Source organism: Acinetobacter sp. AM (genome assembly GCF_003105055.1).
In the GTDB taxonomy this organism is placed as follows: Bacteria; Pseudomonadota; Gammaproteobacteria; order Pseudomonadales; family Moraxellaceae; genus Acinetobacter; species Acinetobacter tibetensis.
The window spans coordinates 60,710-77,720 of the sequence record NZ_QETG01000009.1; the positions used below are offsets into that span (position 1 = coordinate 60,710).

The window sequence follows — 17,011 nt, forward strand, 5'->3', positions numbered from 1 at the left end:
AAATAGAATAATGGCTATTAAGTCTGATCGTTGGATTCGCGAAATGAGCGAAAAACACGGCATGATTGAACCGTATGCGGAAAATCAGGTACGTTTGGATGAGAATGGCGAAAAGCTCATTTCTTATGGCGTGTCGAGTTATGGCTATGATGTTCGTTGTGCGCGTGAATTTAAAGTGTTCACCAATGTTCACTCTGCAATTGTAGATCCAAAACATTTCGATGAAAAAAGTTTTATCGATATCGAGTCTGATGTTTGCATCATTCCACCAAACTCATTTGCTTTAGCGCGTACTGTGGAATATTTCCGTATTCCCCGTAATGTGTTAACCGTGTGTCTTGGCAAGTCGACTTATGCACGCTGCGGTATTATTGTAAACGTGACGCCGTTAGAGCCTGAGTGGGAAGGTCATGTCACGCTTGAGTTTTCCAACACCACCAATTTACCTGCGCGTATTTATGCAGGTGAAGGTGTTGCGCAAATGCTGTTTTTTGAGAGTGATGAAGTGTGTGAGACTTCTTATAAAGACCGTGGTGGTAAGTACCAAGGTCAAACGGGTGTAACTTTACCGAAAGCTTAATTTGCAGTAAGTTGTATTATCACTAAAAACCTATTTGTTCAGTCAAATAGGTTTTTTTTATGGCTAAAAACGCATCAAGCTCTGAATCTTCATTCATCGGAAAATGTCGACATTTCCTGAGTTTTTTTTGCAATCGTGTAATTATTCAGCATAATGAGGGTTAAAAATGTCTTGGTGAAATGTACCTGATACGGAACATTTGACAGTAAAACAAAGCATAACCAAGTCTAGGATGAACAAAATAATGATGCGGAGCATCAAATAACAAGGAAGGTCGCGATGACGGATTGGCATACGACAATTTTGCGTAAAACATTGCTAGCGAGCATGATTGGGCTCTGTTGTTCTTATAGTTTTGCTTTAGAAGCACTTTCAGATCAGGTATTAAGTAATTCTACGGGCGAAGGCATTGCTATTCTGCCTGAAAATTTCAAAATGGTATTTCAAACTGCCGAAGATGGTTTGACCGTGGCGCAGAATCAAACTCGTTTAGCCAATCGCAACTATGACACTGGTTTAATTCGCTTTATCCCAGTGGGACCACTTTCAGACACAGCCAAAACTGCGGGTGCCAAAAAAGCAGATGTCTTTTTTTATGGTTTAGCGTTATCGGCATCGGACAGTAATCTAAATTCTCGTTTTAGTAATATGGGCTTCAATTGGGGGCAAGAAACCAATCCTTGGGTATTTAGTGTGAAGTCTATTAGTACCACCGCCAACCGCGTGGTATATGACTTTGCAGGGGTTGCACAAGATTTCAGTTATTTATCTTTAGAAGCACCTTATGCTCTTGATGGTGCTGCCAATACCGCAGCGGATAATAATATTAAATTAGGCTTGTGGGGAGATTTCTTCGAACGTAATCCTTTGGTTGCTGCACCTGTCGATGCTAAAAACGGCGCACCTGCGAATTTAAATGGCTTAGACAGTCGTTTAAGGCTGCAAATGGTGGCCAATGGTTTGTCTTTGAATGGATCTAATTTAAAGTTATTCCAGACTTTGGGGGGAGCCACAAGCTCATCACTACCGACGTCTTATAACAATACTTTAGGTCTGGCGGCACTCATTCGATTAAATACCAATGATAATCCAAGCGCTGCAACTGAAGATAAATCCAAAGCATTGCGCATTAGTACAGCAGAAACCTTAGGCACAGATATAACCAATGATTTAACTACGCCTGCAATTTCTAAAACTTCGGCACCAAATTTTAATGAACATGATGGCGTGTTTTTATATAGCCCGAATATTAACTTGGTATTGGGAAGTGTTTATCAACCCTTAATTGTTGATACGGCGGCAGATGGTCAAAATTTTGTGATTGAATTGACCCGTATTCCGAATAAAGCCAATGTTTATCAACAAATTTATACGGACTACACCGCATTGGCGAGTGGTGCGGCTTCGGCTTATAAGGGTTCAACCTGTAATGTTCAATACTGTGGTGATCCAATCAGCATGGGGCAAACTTATCAAGGCAATACAGCCACACACAGCAGTATTTCCATTGGTACAGTCGGTTTTACCAATAACAATAAATTTTTAAAAGCTGACACCAGTACCAATGCAGTAGGGGTGAGTTTTGTTACCCCAGCAGGAATCAAGACCAATTTAGGGTCTGCAGCGATCGATGGAATGTTAATTCAACATCTGAAAATTACGACAACAGGGCTATAAGGAGAAATAGATGAAACATTATATTCTTGCTGCCCTAATGTTAAGTTCTCAGTGTGCTTCGGCAGCGTTAGATGCATTAGATGCCAACCAATTATCGAATATACGTGGACAAGGCGGGGCAGATTTAAGCTGGTCATTTTCTTTAAATCATAACTTGCCGACCAATACTACAGAAGTCCCTTATGAGTATTCCTGTAATGGCGCAGGTAATGAATTTTGCCGTTTAGCCTTTAACGTGAGTAATCGTAAAGATGCCAGTGGAAACTTGTATTGGCTAGTTTTTAAAAAAATACAGGGCACAATTGCGATCGATAAATTTCAATTAGATGGCACCACTGTAACGACCAGTGCAGGCTATAAAACGGCAATGAAATTGACTTTTCTAGATGGTTATCCAATCCAGATTCGTAATTTTGGTTTTGAAGCACTGGCTATTGAAAAAGATTCAGGTACGAGTGATGCGCAAAAAGGTTATTTAAAGCAAACGACTTATAGTTCATCGCATGAGTCTGTGTTTGATCGTGGTTTAGAAACAGGCTTTACGGGCTTAAATATGCATGGAAATTTAGCCTTATCAGGAACAATGAAGTTTTTTAGTTGTAATTCTACTGCGACTTCACGTTGTTAATTCAATCACATAAGGAACTGTGAATGAGTACAAACAAAATTATAAAACTCAGTGTGTTGGCTTCGAGTGTTTTATTGGCGCAGCAGATTTATGCTTTAGAAGCACTTTCAGATCAAAGCTTGCGTACTGTCTCAGGACAGGATGGAATTAGCTTAAGTTATGAAACTGACCGAGTCACCATTGATCAATTCAATTGGAAAGACAATACCAATTTCTCGAATGGTACTTCAGGGAATTTGAATCTTTCCTTGAATAATATTGAAATCAATAAAATTGACAATAATAAAATTGGTGGGAAAGTTAAACTCGATGTGGGAACCAATGCCAATAAGACGGGCATGCGGATAGAGGCGGTGATTAATCCTGCCAATATACATATTGCCAAAGTGGCTGTGTGTGGTGATGGCACACGTGGTGCAGATTGCATGAACCAAAATACCTTGGGTGCTTTAACTCTGCAAAATCGGGCACCGATGAATTTTGTCTTAGAAACCCGAAGTGGTTTGTTTAACTCAAAAGATAAAGCCTATTTGGAATTTGGTCTGCAAAATGCCAATATTTTCCATACGCTCAAAAATGGCAATGAATATAACCAGCTTATTTTAAAAGACTTTAACTTTAATTTTAAAGGTACAGGTTATTTATATTTAGATGCCAATAAAGGCATGGTGTTATCGACCAACTCACCGAATGCTTCGGACAGTACAGTGAATGAAGTTGTTCTTGAGCGTGTTCAGGATTTGGATAATCCAGGCAAGACTCGACCTGGTTTTAATATTGATGTGCGATATAAAACCAATGTCGGCAATGATGGAAAATTGTATACCGCCAATGAAAATACAGACCAACTGAATTCTATTATCCGTTTAGGGGCATCTGGACGTTTACGAGATGCAGAAGTATCGGTCAATGCTGATCGAACAAATTTAGGTGGTGCAGAAGGGACTTCAACGTCAAGTAATCAAATGACAGGTTCAACAGGACTGCACTTGAATGTGAAAACCAGTTTTACTCGTGATGAGAAGAATGCATCTGGTGTTGTGACGGCGGAAGGGACAAAATTTGAGCTTGGGCACACGGGTAAGAATTCTTATGCCATCGAGTTTGGGAATTTAACGCCATTACAAATTCGTACTCAAAATGGCTCTAATTTAGTTGCCAATAATAATCTGGCTTATATTAATTTTGGCGACATTTATATTAATGCAGTGCAAACCAAATCGTTGGAGTTTGAAATTGGGCAAAATATTGCCAAATTATTAGGCAAGCAAGCAGGCATTGGTCGTTATAACTTAAGCAATAATGCACAGAATGCTGTCGCAATTGCAGTACGAGGCATGGATTTTCAAGCGATTGCCCGAAATGCTAAGTTTATTGCCAATAATAGCAATGACGCGAGCCATCAAATTACCTCCCAAAGTGCAACATGGGGATTGGGTATTCCCATTTATAATTTGAATGCCAATTTAGGTTTATATGGCACGACTTATGGGGCAAATAATGCTGAAGCGATTGGTTTTGGTTTAACTATGTCCACACAGGGGCGTGATGCAGCAGGCTCTAAAACAACCTCCATTATTTTGATTGATGGTGCGCCAAATAGTTTCAATACGGCGGAAGAAGTGAATTATTATACAGGTCTGCGCAATATTGATTTCTTCATGGATACGCAAGGCGTGTTGGCAATGGAGCAATCAGGCATTAAGTTAGACTTGCCTCGTTTAGTGATTGCAATGGGGGCTGAAATTGCATTGGGGCAGTTACCAGGCAGTCGCTATGAGGCTGCTGCATGCGCGAACGCTGCAACAACTAGTTTAAATTGTTTTGTTCCAGCCAATAGTTTTACCAATACGGATGATGTGTTATTCGGATTGGCATTGCGCTTGGATTCTTCAGCACAATTGAACATTTTACCAGGGACAGCAGCAGATAATCATTTAGCCATTCAAGGCAATATTAAACTGAATGCTTCTGATGCAACCACCAATAAAAACTACCTACATTTGACCAATGTTCAAGACAATGCCACGATTGGTTTTGACCGAATTCAAGGTGAACTAGATTTGAATGCCAAAATTTTGGTAGAGAAAGATCAGGTTAAATTTAATAATAACATCCGTTTAAATCCGACTAATCAGGCTGCTGGGGTTTTCAAAGCCGATGTTAATTTATACCCGACAGCAGATCGAGCACAGAATTTAGGCACGATGGTGTTTACTGGTGGGAATATTCGCAGCAGTTTCGGCATTACACCAAGATAAAAAGAATGAAAGGAATCTAAGCGGTCATGAAGACGAAACTATTATTAAGCATTTTACTAGCTACCGCTATTACACCTGTCATGGCAAAGAGTTTGCAAAGTCTTTCCGATCAGGAACTGTCAGATGTATCGGGTCAAGCTTTATTAACGTTACAATATTTACAGGGAACCTCACAAACCGATCAGAAAGGGGATACTTATAATCAATCCAATATTGGCTTTTATAAGTTGGGTCTTGAAGCGGTTATGGAGTTGAATGCCAATATTAATAAATTGGCATTGGGCTGTGGTGGTGTCAACAACAGTGTACGTGCCAGTAGTTGTGACATTGATATTGATAATATTTCTTTAAGTGGTTTACCTGCAAACTCCAACTATACGTCTGATGAGCGAGCAGCAACTTCGGCTAAAATTACCAATCCATTTTTACAATTTGCGATTAAAAATCCGAACTCAGCAGCTACGCGTGAAGTCGTAGGATTTCGTGTCAGTGCCGAGAAGATTTCAGGACTCATGACTTTAGGTACAGAAAACTCTGCAACACCAAATGGAATTAACACTTTTAGTGGTTATATGAAAACTAAAACTGCAACGGGTACAGCCGTGACACAGGCACGTAATATGACTTATGCAGATACAGGGTTAACGATCAATGGTATTGTGCAAGGCCGATTATTGGGAAGTAGTTCTGGAACAACGTGTGTCGATGGTTTTTTAGATCCTTGTTATGATATTTCTTATACCTCGAATAATTATAATTTAAGCCTTTCTTCAACTTCTGCCCCTTTTACGATTAACTCTACCATTGTGTCGGGAACGAGACTAAAAGATGTGGTTTTAAAAGGCAGCGGGACAGTTGGGCAGATTGACTTTAGTGGGCAATTAACGGCTAAAGTATTAAATTTATTAAACTTAGATAAGCAAGTAACAGGCAACATTACAGGGCTTAAAACCGATATTACGGTCAATCAGAACTTGGGTTTAATTCATGCGCTATATTTAAATAACCCAGCTTCACTATCGTTACAGTCACAAAAAATATTATGGCCTGGGGCAGCGGTAGCTGCCAATCAAGGTTGGTGGCTGTCTATGGAAGATGAAGTGGAACTTGGGAGTTTAAGCCCAACTACACAAGTAGCGATTACCAATCAAGTTTTACAGCAAACCATTGCTGGGATTAATAAAGATTTAACTGAAAATCCACGAAATTGTGGAAACCTATTAACAGGATGTGTAGGGGGTTCTGCATTAGTCGTGGGTAATGTTCCTATGAATACCACGACTTTAGATTTTCCACTGACTAATTTAACTTTGCAAGGGCAAAACTTTCGTTCTAACTGCTTTGGTGGAATGAAGTTCTGTTGATTGCAAGACAATAAAAAATCCCGCAAGTTGCGGGATTTTTTTATTTTACGAACAAAAATTACTTGGCAATTTTTGCTAATAATTCATCTTTAGACATGTTCACTGATTCAGCATCGGTACGGCCTTTATATTCAAACGTACCTGCATCCAGACCTTTCTCGCCAATCACGATACGGTGTGGAATACCTGTTAACTCAAGATCGGAGAATTTCACACCTGGGCGCTCATTACGATCATCCAGTAATACGTCATAACCCGCAGCAGTTAACTCCGCATATAAAGCTTCAGCAGCTTCTAAAGTACGTGGAGATTTGTGCGCATTCATTGGCACAATTGCGACTTCAAACGGTGCAATTGCTGCTGGCCAAATGATACCTTTCTCATCAAAATTTTGTTCGATTGCAGAAGCGACGACACGTGTAACCCCAATGCCATAACAACCCATAGTGACAGTAAATGGTTTGCCATCTTCGCCCAATACTTTACAGCCCAAAGCTTCTGAGTATTTTTGACCCAATTGGAAAATATGACCGACTTCGATACCGCGTTTAATTTGCAGTGTACCTTTACCATCTGGAGATGGATCACCTTCAACCACATTACGTAAGTCATAAACTTCGGTGAATTGAGCATCACGTTCCCAGTTTACACCTGTCGCATGCTTGTCTACTTCATTGGCACCTGCCACAAAGTCAGACAGTACCGATGCAGCACGGTCAACAATTACTGTTAAACCTTTTTCAACTAAACCTTGTGGCCCACAGAAACCAGCAGTTAAACCAAGCGCTGCAAGCTGTTCTTCTGTTGCAAACGTTAATGGTGATGCAATCAATGGGTGCTTCTCAGCTTTAATTTCATTCAGCTCATGATCGCCACGCAAGAATAAAGCGATAACCAGAGTTTGACCGTTTTCATCTGTTACACCTTGTACCAACAATGCTTTTACAGAGTGTGCAGGATCAGAATTCAAGAATGCAGAGACATCTGCAATGGTTTTTTGATTTGGTGTATCGACAATTTCCAAAGCTTGGGTTGGAGCAGTGCGTTCACCAACCAATACTGCTTCAGCCATTTCAATGTTGGCTGCATAGTCTGATTCAGTCGAGAAAGCGATATCATCTTCACCGCTTGAAGCTAAAACGTGGAATTCATGTGAACCTGAACCACCAATCGAACCTGTATCCGCTTGTACTGGACGGAAATCCAAACCTAAACGGGTGAAAATGTTGCAATAGGTTTGATACATTAAATCATAAGTTTCTTGCAAAGAGGCTTGATCTGCGTGGAAAGAATAAGCATCTTTCATAATGAATTCGCGTGAACGCATTACGCCAAAGCGTGGACGAATTTCGTCACGGAATTTGGTTTGAATTTGGTAGAAATTGATTGGTAATTGCTTATAACTTTTTAATTCATTACGTGCTAAATCTGTAATCACTTCTTCATGGGTAGGACCCAAAACGAATGGATTATCATGACGATCTTTGAAACGCAATAATTCTGGACCGTATTGTACATAACGACCAGACTCTTCCCAAAGGCTTGCAGGTTGCGCTACGGGCATGAATACTTCAAGTGAGCCTGAACGGTTCATTTCCTCACGTACAATCGCTTCAACTTTATTTAGCACACGTACGCCCATCGGCAGCCAAGTGTATAAACCTGAAGCCAATTTACGAATCATGCCCGCACGGAGCATAAGTTGATGTGAAATAACTTCAGCATCGTTTGGGGTTTCTCTTAACGTTGCAAATAAAAAGCGACTCGCGCGCATGAATACTGTCCTAATATTAATCGTGAAGGATAATCCAATCTAAAATGAAACAGCCACTCGATACTGACTGTCCATTGAACTGCCATGGATTATGCCATGATTTTCTGTTTGAGACGAAGTAGAAAATTCTTAAAGTCGTCTAAGTAAGTAAAGATCACAGGAACCACCACCAAGGTGAGCAGGGTAGAGGTAATGACTCCACCAATCACGGCATGCGCCATCGGGGCGCTTTGCTCACCACCTTCATCGAGTCCGAGCGCTAGCGGAATCATACCCATGACCATCGCACTGGTGGTCATTAAAATTGGGCGTAAACGGGTTTTACCTGCTTGTAAAATCGCATCATAACGGCTGCTGCCAGATTCCATGGCTTTTTTAATAAAGTCGATCAGTAAGATGGCATTTTTGGTGACCAGTCCCATCAGCATAATGATGCCAATAATGGAGAATAGATTCATGGTCGAATTGAACAAGAACAGGGCCAAAAATACCCCAATCAGCGACAGCGGGAGTGACGCCATAATCGCAGCAGGGTGAATAAAGCTATTAAACTGCGAACCTAAAACAATATAAATAAACACAATCGACAAGGTAATTGCCGTGAGTGCATAGCCCGCCGATTCAGCCATATCGGCATTTGCTCCTTGAGTATCGAAACTATAGCCCGCAGGCAGTTTAAAATTATCCTGAATTTTTTGTATATCGGCCCCAATATCACCCGCAGGGCGCCCAGCCGTATTGGCTTCAACCAAGACTTCACGTGCCAAATCACGACGATTAATCTGAGAAGCTCCTAAGCTTTGTTCTAGGCTCGCGATACTGCCAAGAGGCACTAAAATATTTTGTCCTGACTGATCTTGTTTTGCAGCGTTAATGTATAAATTGCCTAAATCACTTGGTAGGCTACGTTGGCTTTCAGCTAATCGAACATTGACATTATAGGTTTCACCGTTGTCATCTTGCCAAGATGTGACATCATCCCCCGCAATTAAAGGGCGCACAACATTGGCAATTTGACTGACAGATAAACCTAAATCATTCGCCAAAACTCGATTAATGTGGACGGCCAAAGTGGCTTTAGGTTCTTTGAGCGAACTTTCTAAATCGACAACGCCTCGAACTTGAGCAACTTCTTGCATGAACTGATCTGAGATTTTTTGTAGTTGATTTAAGTCAGGTCCTTTAATCGAGATTATGATCGGTTTTTGTCCACCAGAAACATTTTCATCGGCAGAGGCAACCGAAGTCACCCGAATTCCTGCAATGCTTTTAAGACGATCACGGAATTCATTATTCAATTTAATTAGTGTTTTGTCGCGTTGTTGGCGTGGGGTCACCGTCACATGCAGGCTGACATGGTTTTTCCCACGATCTGTAACGCCGTTAATTACGCCATAAGTACCGAGTACTTCAGGGTTCTGTCTTAGAATTTGCTCGACTTGTAACAGTTTGGCCTGCGAATATTCCAAAGATGCATTAACTGGCGTTTCAAATTTGATGCGAATCTGAGCTTTATCTGGCGTAGGTACAAATTCGGTACCAATCATTTTAGATAAAGCGAGAGCTCCAAAAAGGGAGGCAATCGCAATCATGAGCGTAATCAAGCGAAAGCGTAATGCCAACTTTAATAAGTACTCATAAACGTGGGTGATACGCTCTAGCAGATGTGCAATCGCATCAAAGAAACGTCTTAATAGGTTTGGTTTTTTAGATTTTTTGCCTGAATCTGTCCAATGCGCAGAAAGCATAGGATCAAGGGTGAAACTGACAAACATGGAAATCAGTACGGCTGTACTGACTGTTACCCCAAATTGGTAAAAGAAACGACCGATAATACCGCCCATAAAGGCAACGGGTAAAAATACCGCCACAATGGTTAAGGTCGTGGCTAAGACTGCCAAGCCGATTTCTTTGGTTCCATCCAAGGCAGCACTGACGTGATCTTTACCCATATCGGCATGGCGAACAATATTCTCCCTGACCACAATCGCATCATCAATCAGTAAGCCAATGCTTAGTGACAAGGCTAACAGCGTCATCATATTAATGCTAAAGCCGAAAGCCCAAATCATGGCTAAAGTACCCAATAAAGAGATGGGTAGGGTCATGCCTGTAATAATGGTAGAGCGGAAGGAGCCAAGAAAAAGTAAGACAATCAAAACGGCGAGTATTGCACCTTCAAGAATGGTTCGGCTGACATCTTGAATGCTGCCACGAATGCCTTGAGAGCTATCGACCACAACTTTGACACTGACGCCCTTGGGGAGTTGTTGTTCAATCTTGGCTAAGGCTTTACGGGTGCCATCCACCACTTGAATAATATTTGAATCGGAGTTGCGCAATACATCAACCGCGACAGCAGGGTTGCCATTTAAAAAAGCGCTAGAGTCAAGTTCTGCCTGACTGTCTTCAACAGTCGCAACTTGTTTGAGAAAAATCGGACTGCCATTTTTGGTGGCAACGATTAAATCTCCAAAAGCATAGGGATGAATCACTTTGGATTTGATTTCGACCACAAGTTCGGAATTGGCTTGTTTGAGGGTGCCACCTGGAACTTCAATATTTTCACTTTTTAGGGTGTTGATGACTTGGTCTACGCCAATGCCATAGCTTTGTAATTTGTATGGATCAATGACAATTCGAATTTGGCGTTGGCTATCGCCTAATAAATTGACCGCACCCACGCCAGATACCGTTTGTAATTTGGGTACAATCCGCTGGTCGATATAGGTACTGAGCTCACGTAAGGACTGGCTATTGGACTCAAATACAATTGACATAATTGCACTGGCAGTCGGGTCATAGCGTTCTACCACAGGATCCTGAATTTCATCTCGAAACTCGGCAGTCACAGGTGCTATTTTGTCGCGAATATCTTGAGCAGCGACAGCAGAGGGAACGTCTAAGTTAAACTCAACAATGATGGTGGAAAGCCCTTCACTGGATTGAGAAATGACTTGTTTTAATCCTGAAATGGTATTGATCTGATCTTCCATTTTTTTGGTAATTTCAGATTCAATGGTTTCAGGCGAAGCACCTGGATAAGTGGTATGCACAACAACAAATGGAAAGTCGACATCAGGAAATTCCTCCACGCTCATGCGTTGCCAAGAAGCTAAGCCGAGCACCATCAGCGATAACATCATCATGATAGTAAAGACAGGATATTTTACGCTGATACGGGTTAACCACATTTTGAGACCCTAAACTTATTTAGTTCGCTGAATCGTAACGGTTTTATGAAGATCATCATCGTTGAACTTTACACGGCTAATTTGATCGCCATTGGTCAGTCCAGAGACAACAGCCATATTTTCGCTATAGCGTTGTTCAAGTATTTGTATAGGAACGCGTTCAATTTTTTGTTGACGGATAACCCAGACATAAGGCTTTTGTTCAAGGTTTTGAATCGTATCTAAGGGAATTAATTGTCCCGATGCAGAAGGTACTGCCAGAATATTACCTTCGACAAATGCGCCTATACTTAATGGATTAAGCACTGAATTGGGTGTGGCATAAAATTCAATTTGACGACTGTTTAAATCCGCCAATGGTGAGATGCGACTGAGTGTTGCGGTCAGTGTTTCAGGACTTCCTTGTATGCGGTATTCAATTTTTTGCCCAGCTTTTAAAGCACTGCGCTGATCACTTGGTAAACGTGCTTGAAGTTCTAACCGTGTTGGATCAACGATTTCAAATAAGGTTTGACCCGCAGCAACGGTTTGACCGGGTTCAACCTGACGCTTGGTCACAACGCCTGTTATTGGGCTACGTAAAGTCCCATCTTGTTCAGCTTTCAGTGCAATATCAACAGTCGCTTGTTGCGCGTTGGCATTTTCTAATTGCGCCTGATAGTCCACTTGACTTTGTTCAAATTCAACTCTGGAAATAAAGCCCTGATCAAGTAACCGTTGTTTACGTTTCATCATGTTCAGAGCGAGGTTGGCTTGCGCTTTTGCCGCAGCTAAATTCGCTTTTGCTTGAGCTAGACGAGCTTCATTATCTTGATTGTTGAGCTGGATTAAGATTTGTCCTTGCTGTACAGCATCTCCAACATTGGCACGGACTGAAGTTGCGGTTGCTGTCACTTGAGATTGCAGGCTGCTTTGATTCAAGGCGCGAATACTGCCCGTAAATGAAGTTTTTTCTACAGACTGACCAAAATTAAGCGCAACTAAATCTTGCTGAATCAGCTCAATCTTCTTATTTTCACTGGGGGGAAGAGTTTCAGGTTGTTTTTGACAAGCTGCGAGTAAAAAACAAATCGTGAGGGCTGATGTTTTAAATAAACGGAGTACATACTGCATCAAAAAAGTCCTTACTACATTGCAGAATTAGTTTTCCATGGCTTTTAAGCGCGCAATGATATTCGCGTATTCAGCTTGCGTATTGCGATAGTTGGTTTGTAACGTCTGAATTTGCTCTTTTTTATTGCTGATATTGGTCGCATTATTGCTGAGATTGCTTTTTAAAATCGCTGGAACAGGATCACCCTTACGTAAATATTCCATTTCTTGTCGTTTAAATAAAATACGATCACTTTGTAATTGTTTGAGCTGGTCTTGTTGGAAGCGGATCTGCTTTTTGAGATAGGCTAAGGTATCATCACGTTTTTGGGTTGCAACTTGGCTGTTGGTATAGGCACGTTTTAAACGTAAATCAGCTTCACGCTGTTTAGCCTGAGCAGCACGTTGCGGTGCTTTTTTTTCTTCGGTTTCCGCATTATAGGGACGATTACGTTTAATCACCTGCATATTGCGGTCGAGAGCTTCATAACCATAGCGAATATGATTGGGGGTTACATTGGTGCTAATATTCGCCACACCTTTGCTATCATAGTAACGATACCAAACAGCCTTTACGCCTTCAGCAAAAGTAAATGCAGATTGGAGGAGCAATAGGCTAATCAGCAATACTTTAAATGCGATTTCCTTTTCTGCAATGAAAGCAAGTTTTCGACTAAACTGACTTTTCATTGAATCCCCCACAAAAGTTAAAGTTGACTAAATTACTTATTTTTAAGTAATAAAAAAGTTATATTAGAACTAATCTAGAGAAGAAAAAACCTTTATTCATCAAAAAAAATATTGGGGTGAATTAAAATGTGAAATTGTTTGTGAAATTGGGTGAAAATGTCGACTTAGTTTGAAACTGTTCATTGAAAATACAAGTAAATATATGTTAAAAATGTTAGCAACTTGTAATAAAATTTTTATATACCAAATGTATGTACATTCTAAAAATGGGACGGGTCATTAAATGGACGATAAATTTCAAAATCTAAAAGTCATGGTAATTGATGATTCAAAAACCATTCGTCGTACAGCCGAAACATTATTACAACGTGAAGGTTGTGATGTGGTCACCGCAGTAGATGGCTTTGAAGCTTTATCAAAAATTGCTGAAGCAAATCCAGATATTGTTTTTGTCGATATCATGATGCCGCGTCTAGATGGCTATCAAACTTGTGCACTGATTAAAAACTCACAAAATTATCAAAATATTCCTGTCATTATGCTATCGAGTAAAGATGGCTTATTTGATCAGGCTAAAGGACGTGTTGTCGGTTCTGATGAATATTTAACAAAACCATTCAGTAAAGATGAACTTTTAAACGCAATTCGTAATCACGTAACAGCATAAGTTTTGTATTGGGGAAGAGCATGGCTCGTATTTTGATTGTAGATGATTCGCCTACAGAAACATTCCGTTTCAGAGAGATATTAGGCAAGCACGGATTTGAAGTCATTGAAGCTTCAAATGGTGCAGATGGGGTAACAATGGCACAAGCAGAGCTTCCTGATTTGGTGCTTATGGATGTAGTGATGCCTGGTGTGAATGGTTTTCAGGCAACACGTCAAATTGCGCGTGGTGAAACAACCAAACACATTCCAGTTGTGATTGTGAGTACCAAAGATCAAGCAACTGACCGTGTTTGGGGTAAACGTCAGGGGGCATGTGATTACTTAACCAAGCCAATTGATGAACAGCAATTGATCGATACCATTAAGCAGCACCTCAACGCAGGATAAACTATGGCAGCGAACGGATTTATCGAATTACTTCGCCTAGCGAAACGTGGGAATAAAAACTACGTTTCGACTGAGAATGAAGTAAACCGATGGTCAGGGATTGCATTTGAAATGATGGGGCAATATTTCGTTGCCCCTCTAGGTGAGGTTTCGGAAGTTATTTATCCACCAAAATATACGCCTGTTCCAAATACTCAGTCTTGGGTGATGGGGCTAGCGAATATTCGTGGACGACTGCTTTCTGTTGCAGATTTGCCACACTATATTTCTGGACATCGAAGCCAATATTCACCGACACAAAAAGTCTTATGTATCAGTCATCATGATCATTATGTCGGATTAGTCGTCGATCAGGTTTTGGGCATTCAACACTTCAATAAGAAAAGTTTCTTTTCTAAACATAAAGATTTAGATAGTAATTTACAAGAATATTGCCAAGGGTATTTTCATCAACATAACCAACAATGGCATGTTTTCTTATTTAGTCGTTTATTGCAAAATCCAAAATATATGAACGCATCTATAAAACTTATAAATTAATATAGTCCCACTCATTAAGAATGAAGGCAAAATTCGGGGAGAAGCTGCATGGGCTTTAAGCTAAAAAAGAAAAATGCAGGTGAAAGTACCAACCGTTCAGGTGGTAATGCTTTAGTAGCAAAATTTCAATCACAGACGGAACAGTTTTCACGTGTATTCGGTGACAGTGAAAAGTCCAAACCATTAATTTTGGGTGCAGCATTTTGTATCATCTTGGCCCTATTCCTTCTGTTATATCTATTCTATAGCGTACCGCGTAATAATGAATTTACGCGTAGTTTGGGTGACTTACGTTTATTATCTCAAACGATTTCACGCCAAGCGACAGAAGCAACTGCTTCAGGTACGCCAGAAGCGATTAAAAAATTGACAGATTCGCAAAAGACGTTCGCTGAAAACCTTGAAACAGTGAATGATATTCATGCGAGTACTCCAGCACTACGTGAAGTAGATGCACAATGGAAAAAAGTTTCTGAAAATATTGATTTAATTGCTTCACAACAAAAAATCATTAATCAGTTATATGACACCAACATTGCGATCAGTGAAAGTATTCCAGGTATTCAGGCTGAATATAACTTGATGGTTGACCAAATGGCACGTCAAAATATGCCAAGTAGTCAGGTTGTTATTGCGAAAAACCAGGTGTTTATTGCAGAACGTATTTTACGTTCGATTAACTCGGTATTAACAGGTACGACTAACTCAAGTGCATCAGCAGATGACTTTAGTGCAGATACTGAAACGTTTGGTTCGTATTTGAATGCCCAAATTAATGGTAGTGCAGAACTGGGTGTACAACAGATTGCAGAACCTGCTTTACGTGAATCTTTAGATGGGATTAAAGCGGAATATGATGAAGTATTAAAATCTGCGGCAGCAACAGTTTTAAAGAACTCCACGCAAATTGTAAAAGTACGTCAAGCTTCTTCTTCAATTTTTGAACAATCAGATGCATTGTTAACAAACTTAAACAAGCTATCTGGCGGTACAGGCTGGTCAATTGCAATTCCTGCCTTGGGTCTAATTCTGGCACTGATTGGCTTCTTATTCTGCGTATTTAAATTACTGGTACTTCGTGGTGAAGCTGATAAGGTTCGTGTATCACGTTTACAAGAAGAATATGACCGTAACCAGAATGCGATTTTACGTTTACTCGATGAAATTGCCGACTTAGCAGATGGTGACTTACGTTCATACGCAACGGTATCTGAAGATTTTACGGGCGCAATTGCCGACTCGATTAACTTCGCGATTGACCAATTACGTGAGTTAGTTTCGCGTATTACTGAAACTTCAGCAGAGGTTGCACACTATACGCAAAATACGCAGGTCATTACCAACCAGTTAGCCGAAGCGTCTGAGCATCAGGCACAAGAAATTGCAGGTGCATCTGCCGCAATTAATGAAATGGCAATGTCAATTGACCAAGTATCTGCCAACGCTTCTGAATCAGCTACGGTAGCAGAACGTTCAGTACAGATTGCAACCAATGGTGCAGAAGTCGTAAACCGTTCAATCGAAGGTATGGATATCATTCGTGAGCAGATTCAAGAAACATCAAAACGTATTAAGCGTTTGGGTGAGTCATCTCAAGAGATTGGTAACATTGTTGCCCTGATTAACGATATTGCAGACCAAACAAACATCTTGGCATTAAACGCAGCCATTCAGGCATCTATGGCGGGTGAAGCTGGTCGTGGTTTCGCGGTTGTAGCCGATGAAGTACAGCGTCTTGCGGAACGTTCTGCCTCTGCAACCAAGCAGATTGAAACACTGGTAAAAACCATTCAAACAGATACCAACGAAGCCGTTATTTCAATGGAACAAACCACTTCGGAAGTTGTCCGTGGTGCGAACTTGTCTAAAGATGCGGGTGTTGCACTGGATGAGATTCAAAACGTATCGGGTAACTTGGCAAAACTGATTGCGAGCATTTCGGATGCAGCAAAACTGCAATCGGCATCAGCAGGTCATATTGCAACCACGATGAACGTTGTACAAGAAATTACGTCACAGACCACAACAGCGACTTTCGATACAGCACGTTCGGTTTCTGAACTTGCCAATATGGCAGAATCTCTGCGTGAATCTGTAACGGACTTCAAACTACCTGAATAAGTTAGCTATTCAAAGGGTATTCCGATCTGACACA

General features: G+C 40.8%; 13 protein-coding genes. 9 read left to right on the forward strand and 4 right to left on the reverse strand.

Features of this window, described 5'->3' with window-relative positions; translation table 11 throughout:
• The first annotated feature begins 10 nt into the window (after positions 1–10).
• The 5 genes from dcd to DCO44_RS06685 all read left to right on the forward strand — a co-directional run bounded on the left by dcd (position 11) and on the right by DCO44_RS06685 (position 6,510).
• Positions 11–580: a dCTP deaminase gene (dcd, locus tag DCO44_RS06665; RefSeq protein ID WP_099338403.1), complete on the forward strand. Its 570-nt coding sequence runs from the start codon at positions 11–13 to the stop codon at positions 578–580.
• Positions 581–859: 279 nt separating this feature from the next.
• Positions 860–2,257 carry a hypothetical protein gene (locus tag DCO44_RS06670; protein WP_116760282.1) on the forward strand — a complete coding sequence of 466 codons (1,398 nt, stop codon included), beginning with the start codon at positions 860–862 and terminating at the stop codon, positions 2,255–2,257.
• A 10-nt stretch (positions 2,258–2,267) separates the two neighbouring features.
• Positions 2,268–2,885 carry a hypothetical protein gene (locus DCO44_RS06675; protein ID WP_116760284.1) on the forward strand — a complete coding sequence of 206 codons (618 nt, stop codon included), beginning with the start codon at positions 2,268–2,270 and terminating at the stop codon, positions 2,883–2,885.
• Positions 2,886–2,908: 23 nt separating this feature from the next.
• Positions 2,909–5,146: a DUF6160 family protein gene (locus DCO44_RS06680; protein WP_116760286.1), complete on the forward strand. Its 2,238-nt coding sequence runs from the start codon at positions 2,909–2,911 to the stop codon at positions 5,144–5,146.
• 26 nt (positions 5,147–5,172) lie between these two features.
• Complete coding sequence (locus tag DCO44_RS06685; protein ID WP_116760288.1) at positions 5,173–6,510, forward strand: hypothetical protein; 1,338 nt, start codon at positions 5,173–5,175, stop codon at positions 6,508–6,510.
• Between the two features lie 58 nt (positions 6,511–6,568).
• On the opposite strand, the gene DCO44_RS06690 is transcribed toward DCO44_RS06685, so the two are convergent.
• The 4 genes from DCO44_RS06690 to DCO44_RS06705 form a co-directional block, all read right to left on the reverse strand.
• Positions 6,569–8,284 (reverse strand): proline--tRNA ligase, encoded by a 1,716-nt coding sequence (locus DCO44_RS06690; RefSeq protein WP_116760290.1) that lies wholly within the window; start codon positions 8,282–8,284, stop codon positions 6,569–6,571.
• 89 nt (positions 8,285–8,373) lie between these two features.
• Positions 8,374–11,478, reverse strand: coding sequence for an efflux RND transporter permease subunit (locus DCO44_RS06695; protein ID WP_116760292.1), 3,105 nt, complete (start codon positions 11,476–11,478; stop codon positions 8,374–8,376).
• Between the two features lie 15 nt (positions 11,479–11,493).
• Positions 11,494–12,591, reverse strand: coding sequence for an efflux RND transporter periplasmic adaptor subunit (locus DCO44_RS06700; RefSeq protein ID WP_116760294.1), 1,098 nt, complete (start codon positions 12,589–12,591; stop codon positions 11,494–11,496).
• Positions 12,592–12,618: 27 nt separating this feature from the next.
• A complete protein-coding gene (locus DCO44_RS06705) occupies positions 12,619–13,260 on the reverse strand; it encodes a hypothetical protein (protein ID WP_116760296.1) in 642 nt (213 codons plus the stop codon).
• Positions 13,261–13,543: 283 nt separating this feature from the next.
• Here DCO44_RS06705 and pilG point away from each other — a divergent pair, with 283 nt between their 5' ends.
• Genes pilG through DCO44_RS06725 form a run of 4 tightly spaced genes read left to right on the forward strand, consistent with a single transcriptional unit; the run spans position 13,544 to position 16,977 of the window.
• Complete coding sequence (gene pilG, locus DCO44_RS06710; protein ID WP_116760298.1) at positions 13,544–13,927, forward strand: twitching motility response regulator PilG; 384 nt, start codon at positions 13,544–13,546, stop codon at positions 13,925–13,927.
• 20 nt (positions 13,928–13,947) lie between these two features.
• Positions 13,948–14,316, forward strand: a complete 369-nt coding sequence (locus DCO44_RS06715) for a response regulator (RefSeq protein ID WP_116760300.1) — start codon at positions 13,948–13,950, stop codon at positions 14,314–14,316.
• Positions 14,317–14,319: 3 nt separating this feature from the next.
• A complete protein-coding gene (locus DCO44_RS06720) occupies positions 14,320–14,856 on the forward strand; it encodes a chemotaxis protein CheW (RefSeq protein ID WP_116760302.1) in 537 nt (178 codons plus the stop codon).
• Positions 14,857–14,904: 48 nt separating this feature from the next.
• Positions 14,905–16,977: a methyl-accepting chemotaxis protein gene (locus tag DCO44_RS06725; protein WP_116760304.1), complete on the forward strand. Its 2,073-nt coding sequence runs from the start codon at positions 14,905–14,907 to the stop codon at positions 16,975–16,977.
• Positions 16,978–17,011 lie beyond the last annotated feature (34 nt).

What these genes read in the sequence shown, in the direction of transcription:
- DCO44_RS06720 (WP_116760302.1), top strand. Translation starts at nt 14,320, where the DNA reads ATGGCAGCGAACGGATTTATCGAATTACTTCGCCTAGCGAAACGTGGG.
- DCO44_RS06685 (WP_116760288.1), top strand. Translation starts at nt 5,173, where the DNA reads ATGAAGACGAAACTATTATTAAGCATTTTACTAGCTACCGCTATTACA.
- DCO44_RS06690 (WP_116760290.1), bottom strand. Translation starts at nt 8,284, where the DNA reads ATGCGCGCGAGTCGCTTTTTATTTGCAACGTTAAGAGAAACCCCAAAC.
- DCO44_RS06725 (WP_116760304.1), top strand. Translation starts at nt 14,905, where the DNA reads ATGGGCTTTAAGCTAAAAAAGAAAAATGCAGGTGAAAGTACCAACCGT.
- DCO44_RS06695 (WP_116760292.1), bottom strand. Translation starts at nt 11,478, where the DNA reads ATGTGGTTAACCCGTATCAGCGTAAAATATCCTGTCTTTACTATCATG.
- DCO44_RS06705 (WP_116760296.1), bottom strand. Translation starts at nt 13,260, where the DNA reads ATGAAAAGTCAGTTTAGTCGAAAACTTGCTTTCATTGCAGAAAAGGAA.
- pilG (WP_116760298.1), top strand. Translation starts at nt 13,544, where the DNA reads ATGGACGATAAATTTCAAAATCTAAAAGTCATGGTAATTGATGATTCA.
- DCO44_RS06700 (WP_116760294.1), bottom strand. Translation starts at nt 12,591, where the DNA reads ATGCAGTATGTACTCCGTTTATTTAAAACATCAGCCCTCACGATTTGT.
- DCO44_RS06670 (WP_116760282.1), top strand. Translation starts at nt 860, where the DNA reads ATGACGGATTGGCATACGACAATTTTGCGTAAAACATTGCTAGCGAGC.
- DCO44_RS06675 (WP_116760284.1), top strand. Translation starts at nt 2,268, where the DNA reads ATGAAACATTATATTCTTGCTGCCCTAATGTTAAGTTCTCAGTGTGCT.
- dcd (WP_099338403.1), top strand. Translation starts at nt 11, where the DNA reads ATGGCTATTAAGTCTGATCGTTGGATTCGCGAAATGAGCGAAAAACAC.
- DCO44_RS06680 (WP_116760286.1), top strand. Translation starts at nt 2,909, where the DNA reads ATGAGTACAAACAAAATTATAAAACTCAGTGTGTTGGCTTCGAGTGTT.
- DCO44_RS06715 (WP_116760300.1), top strand. Translation starts at nt 13,948, where the DNA reads ATGGCTCGTATTTTGATTGTAGATGATTCGCCTACAGAAACATTCCGT.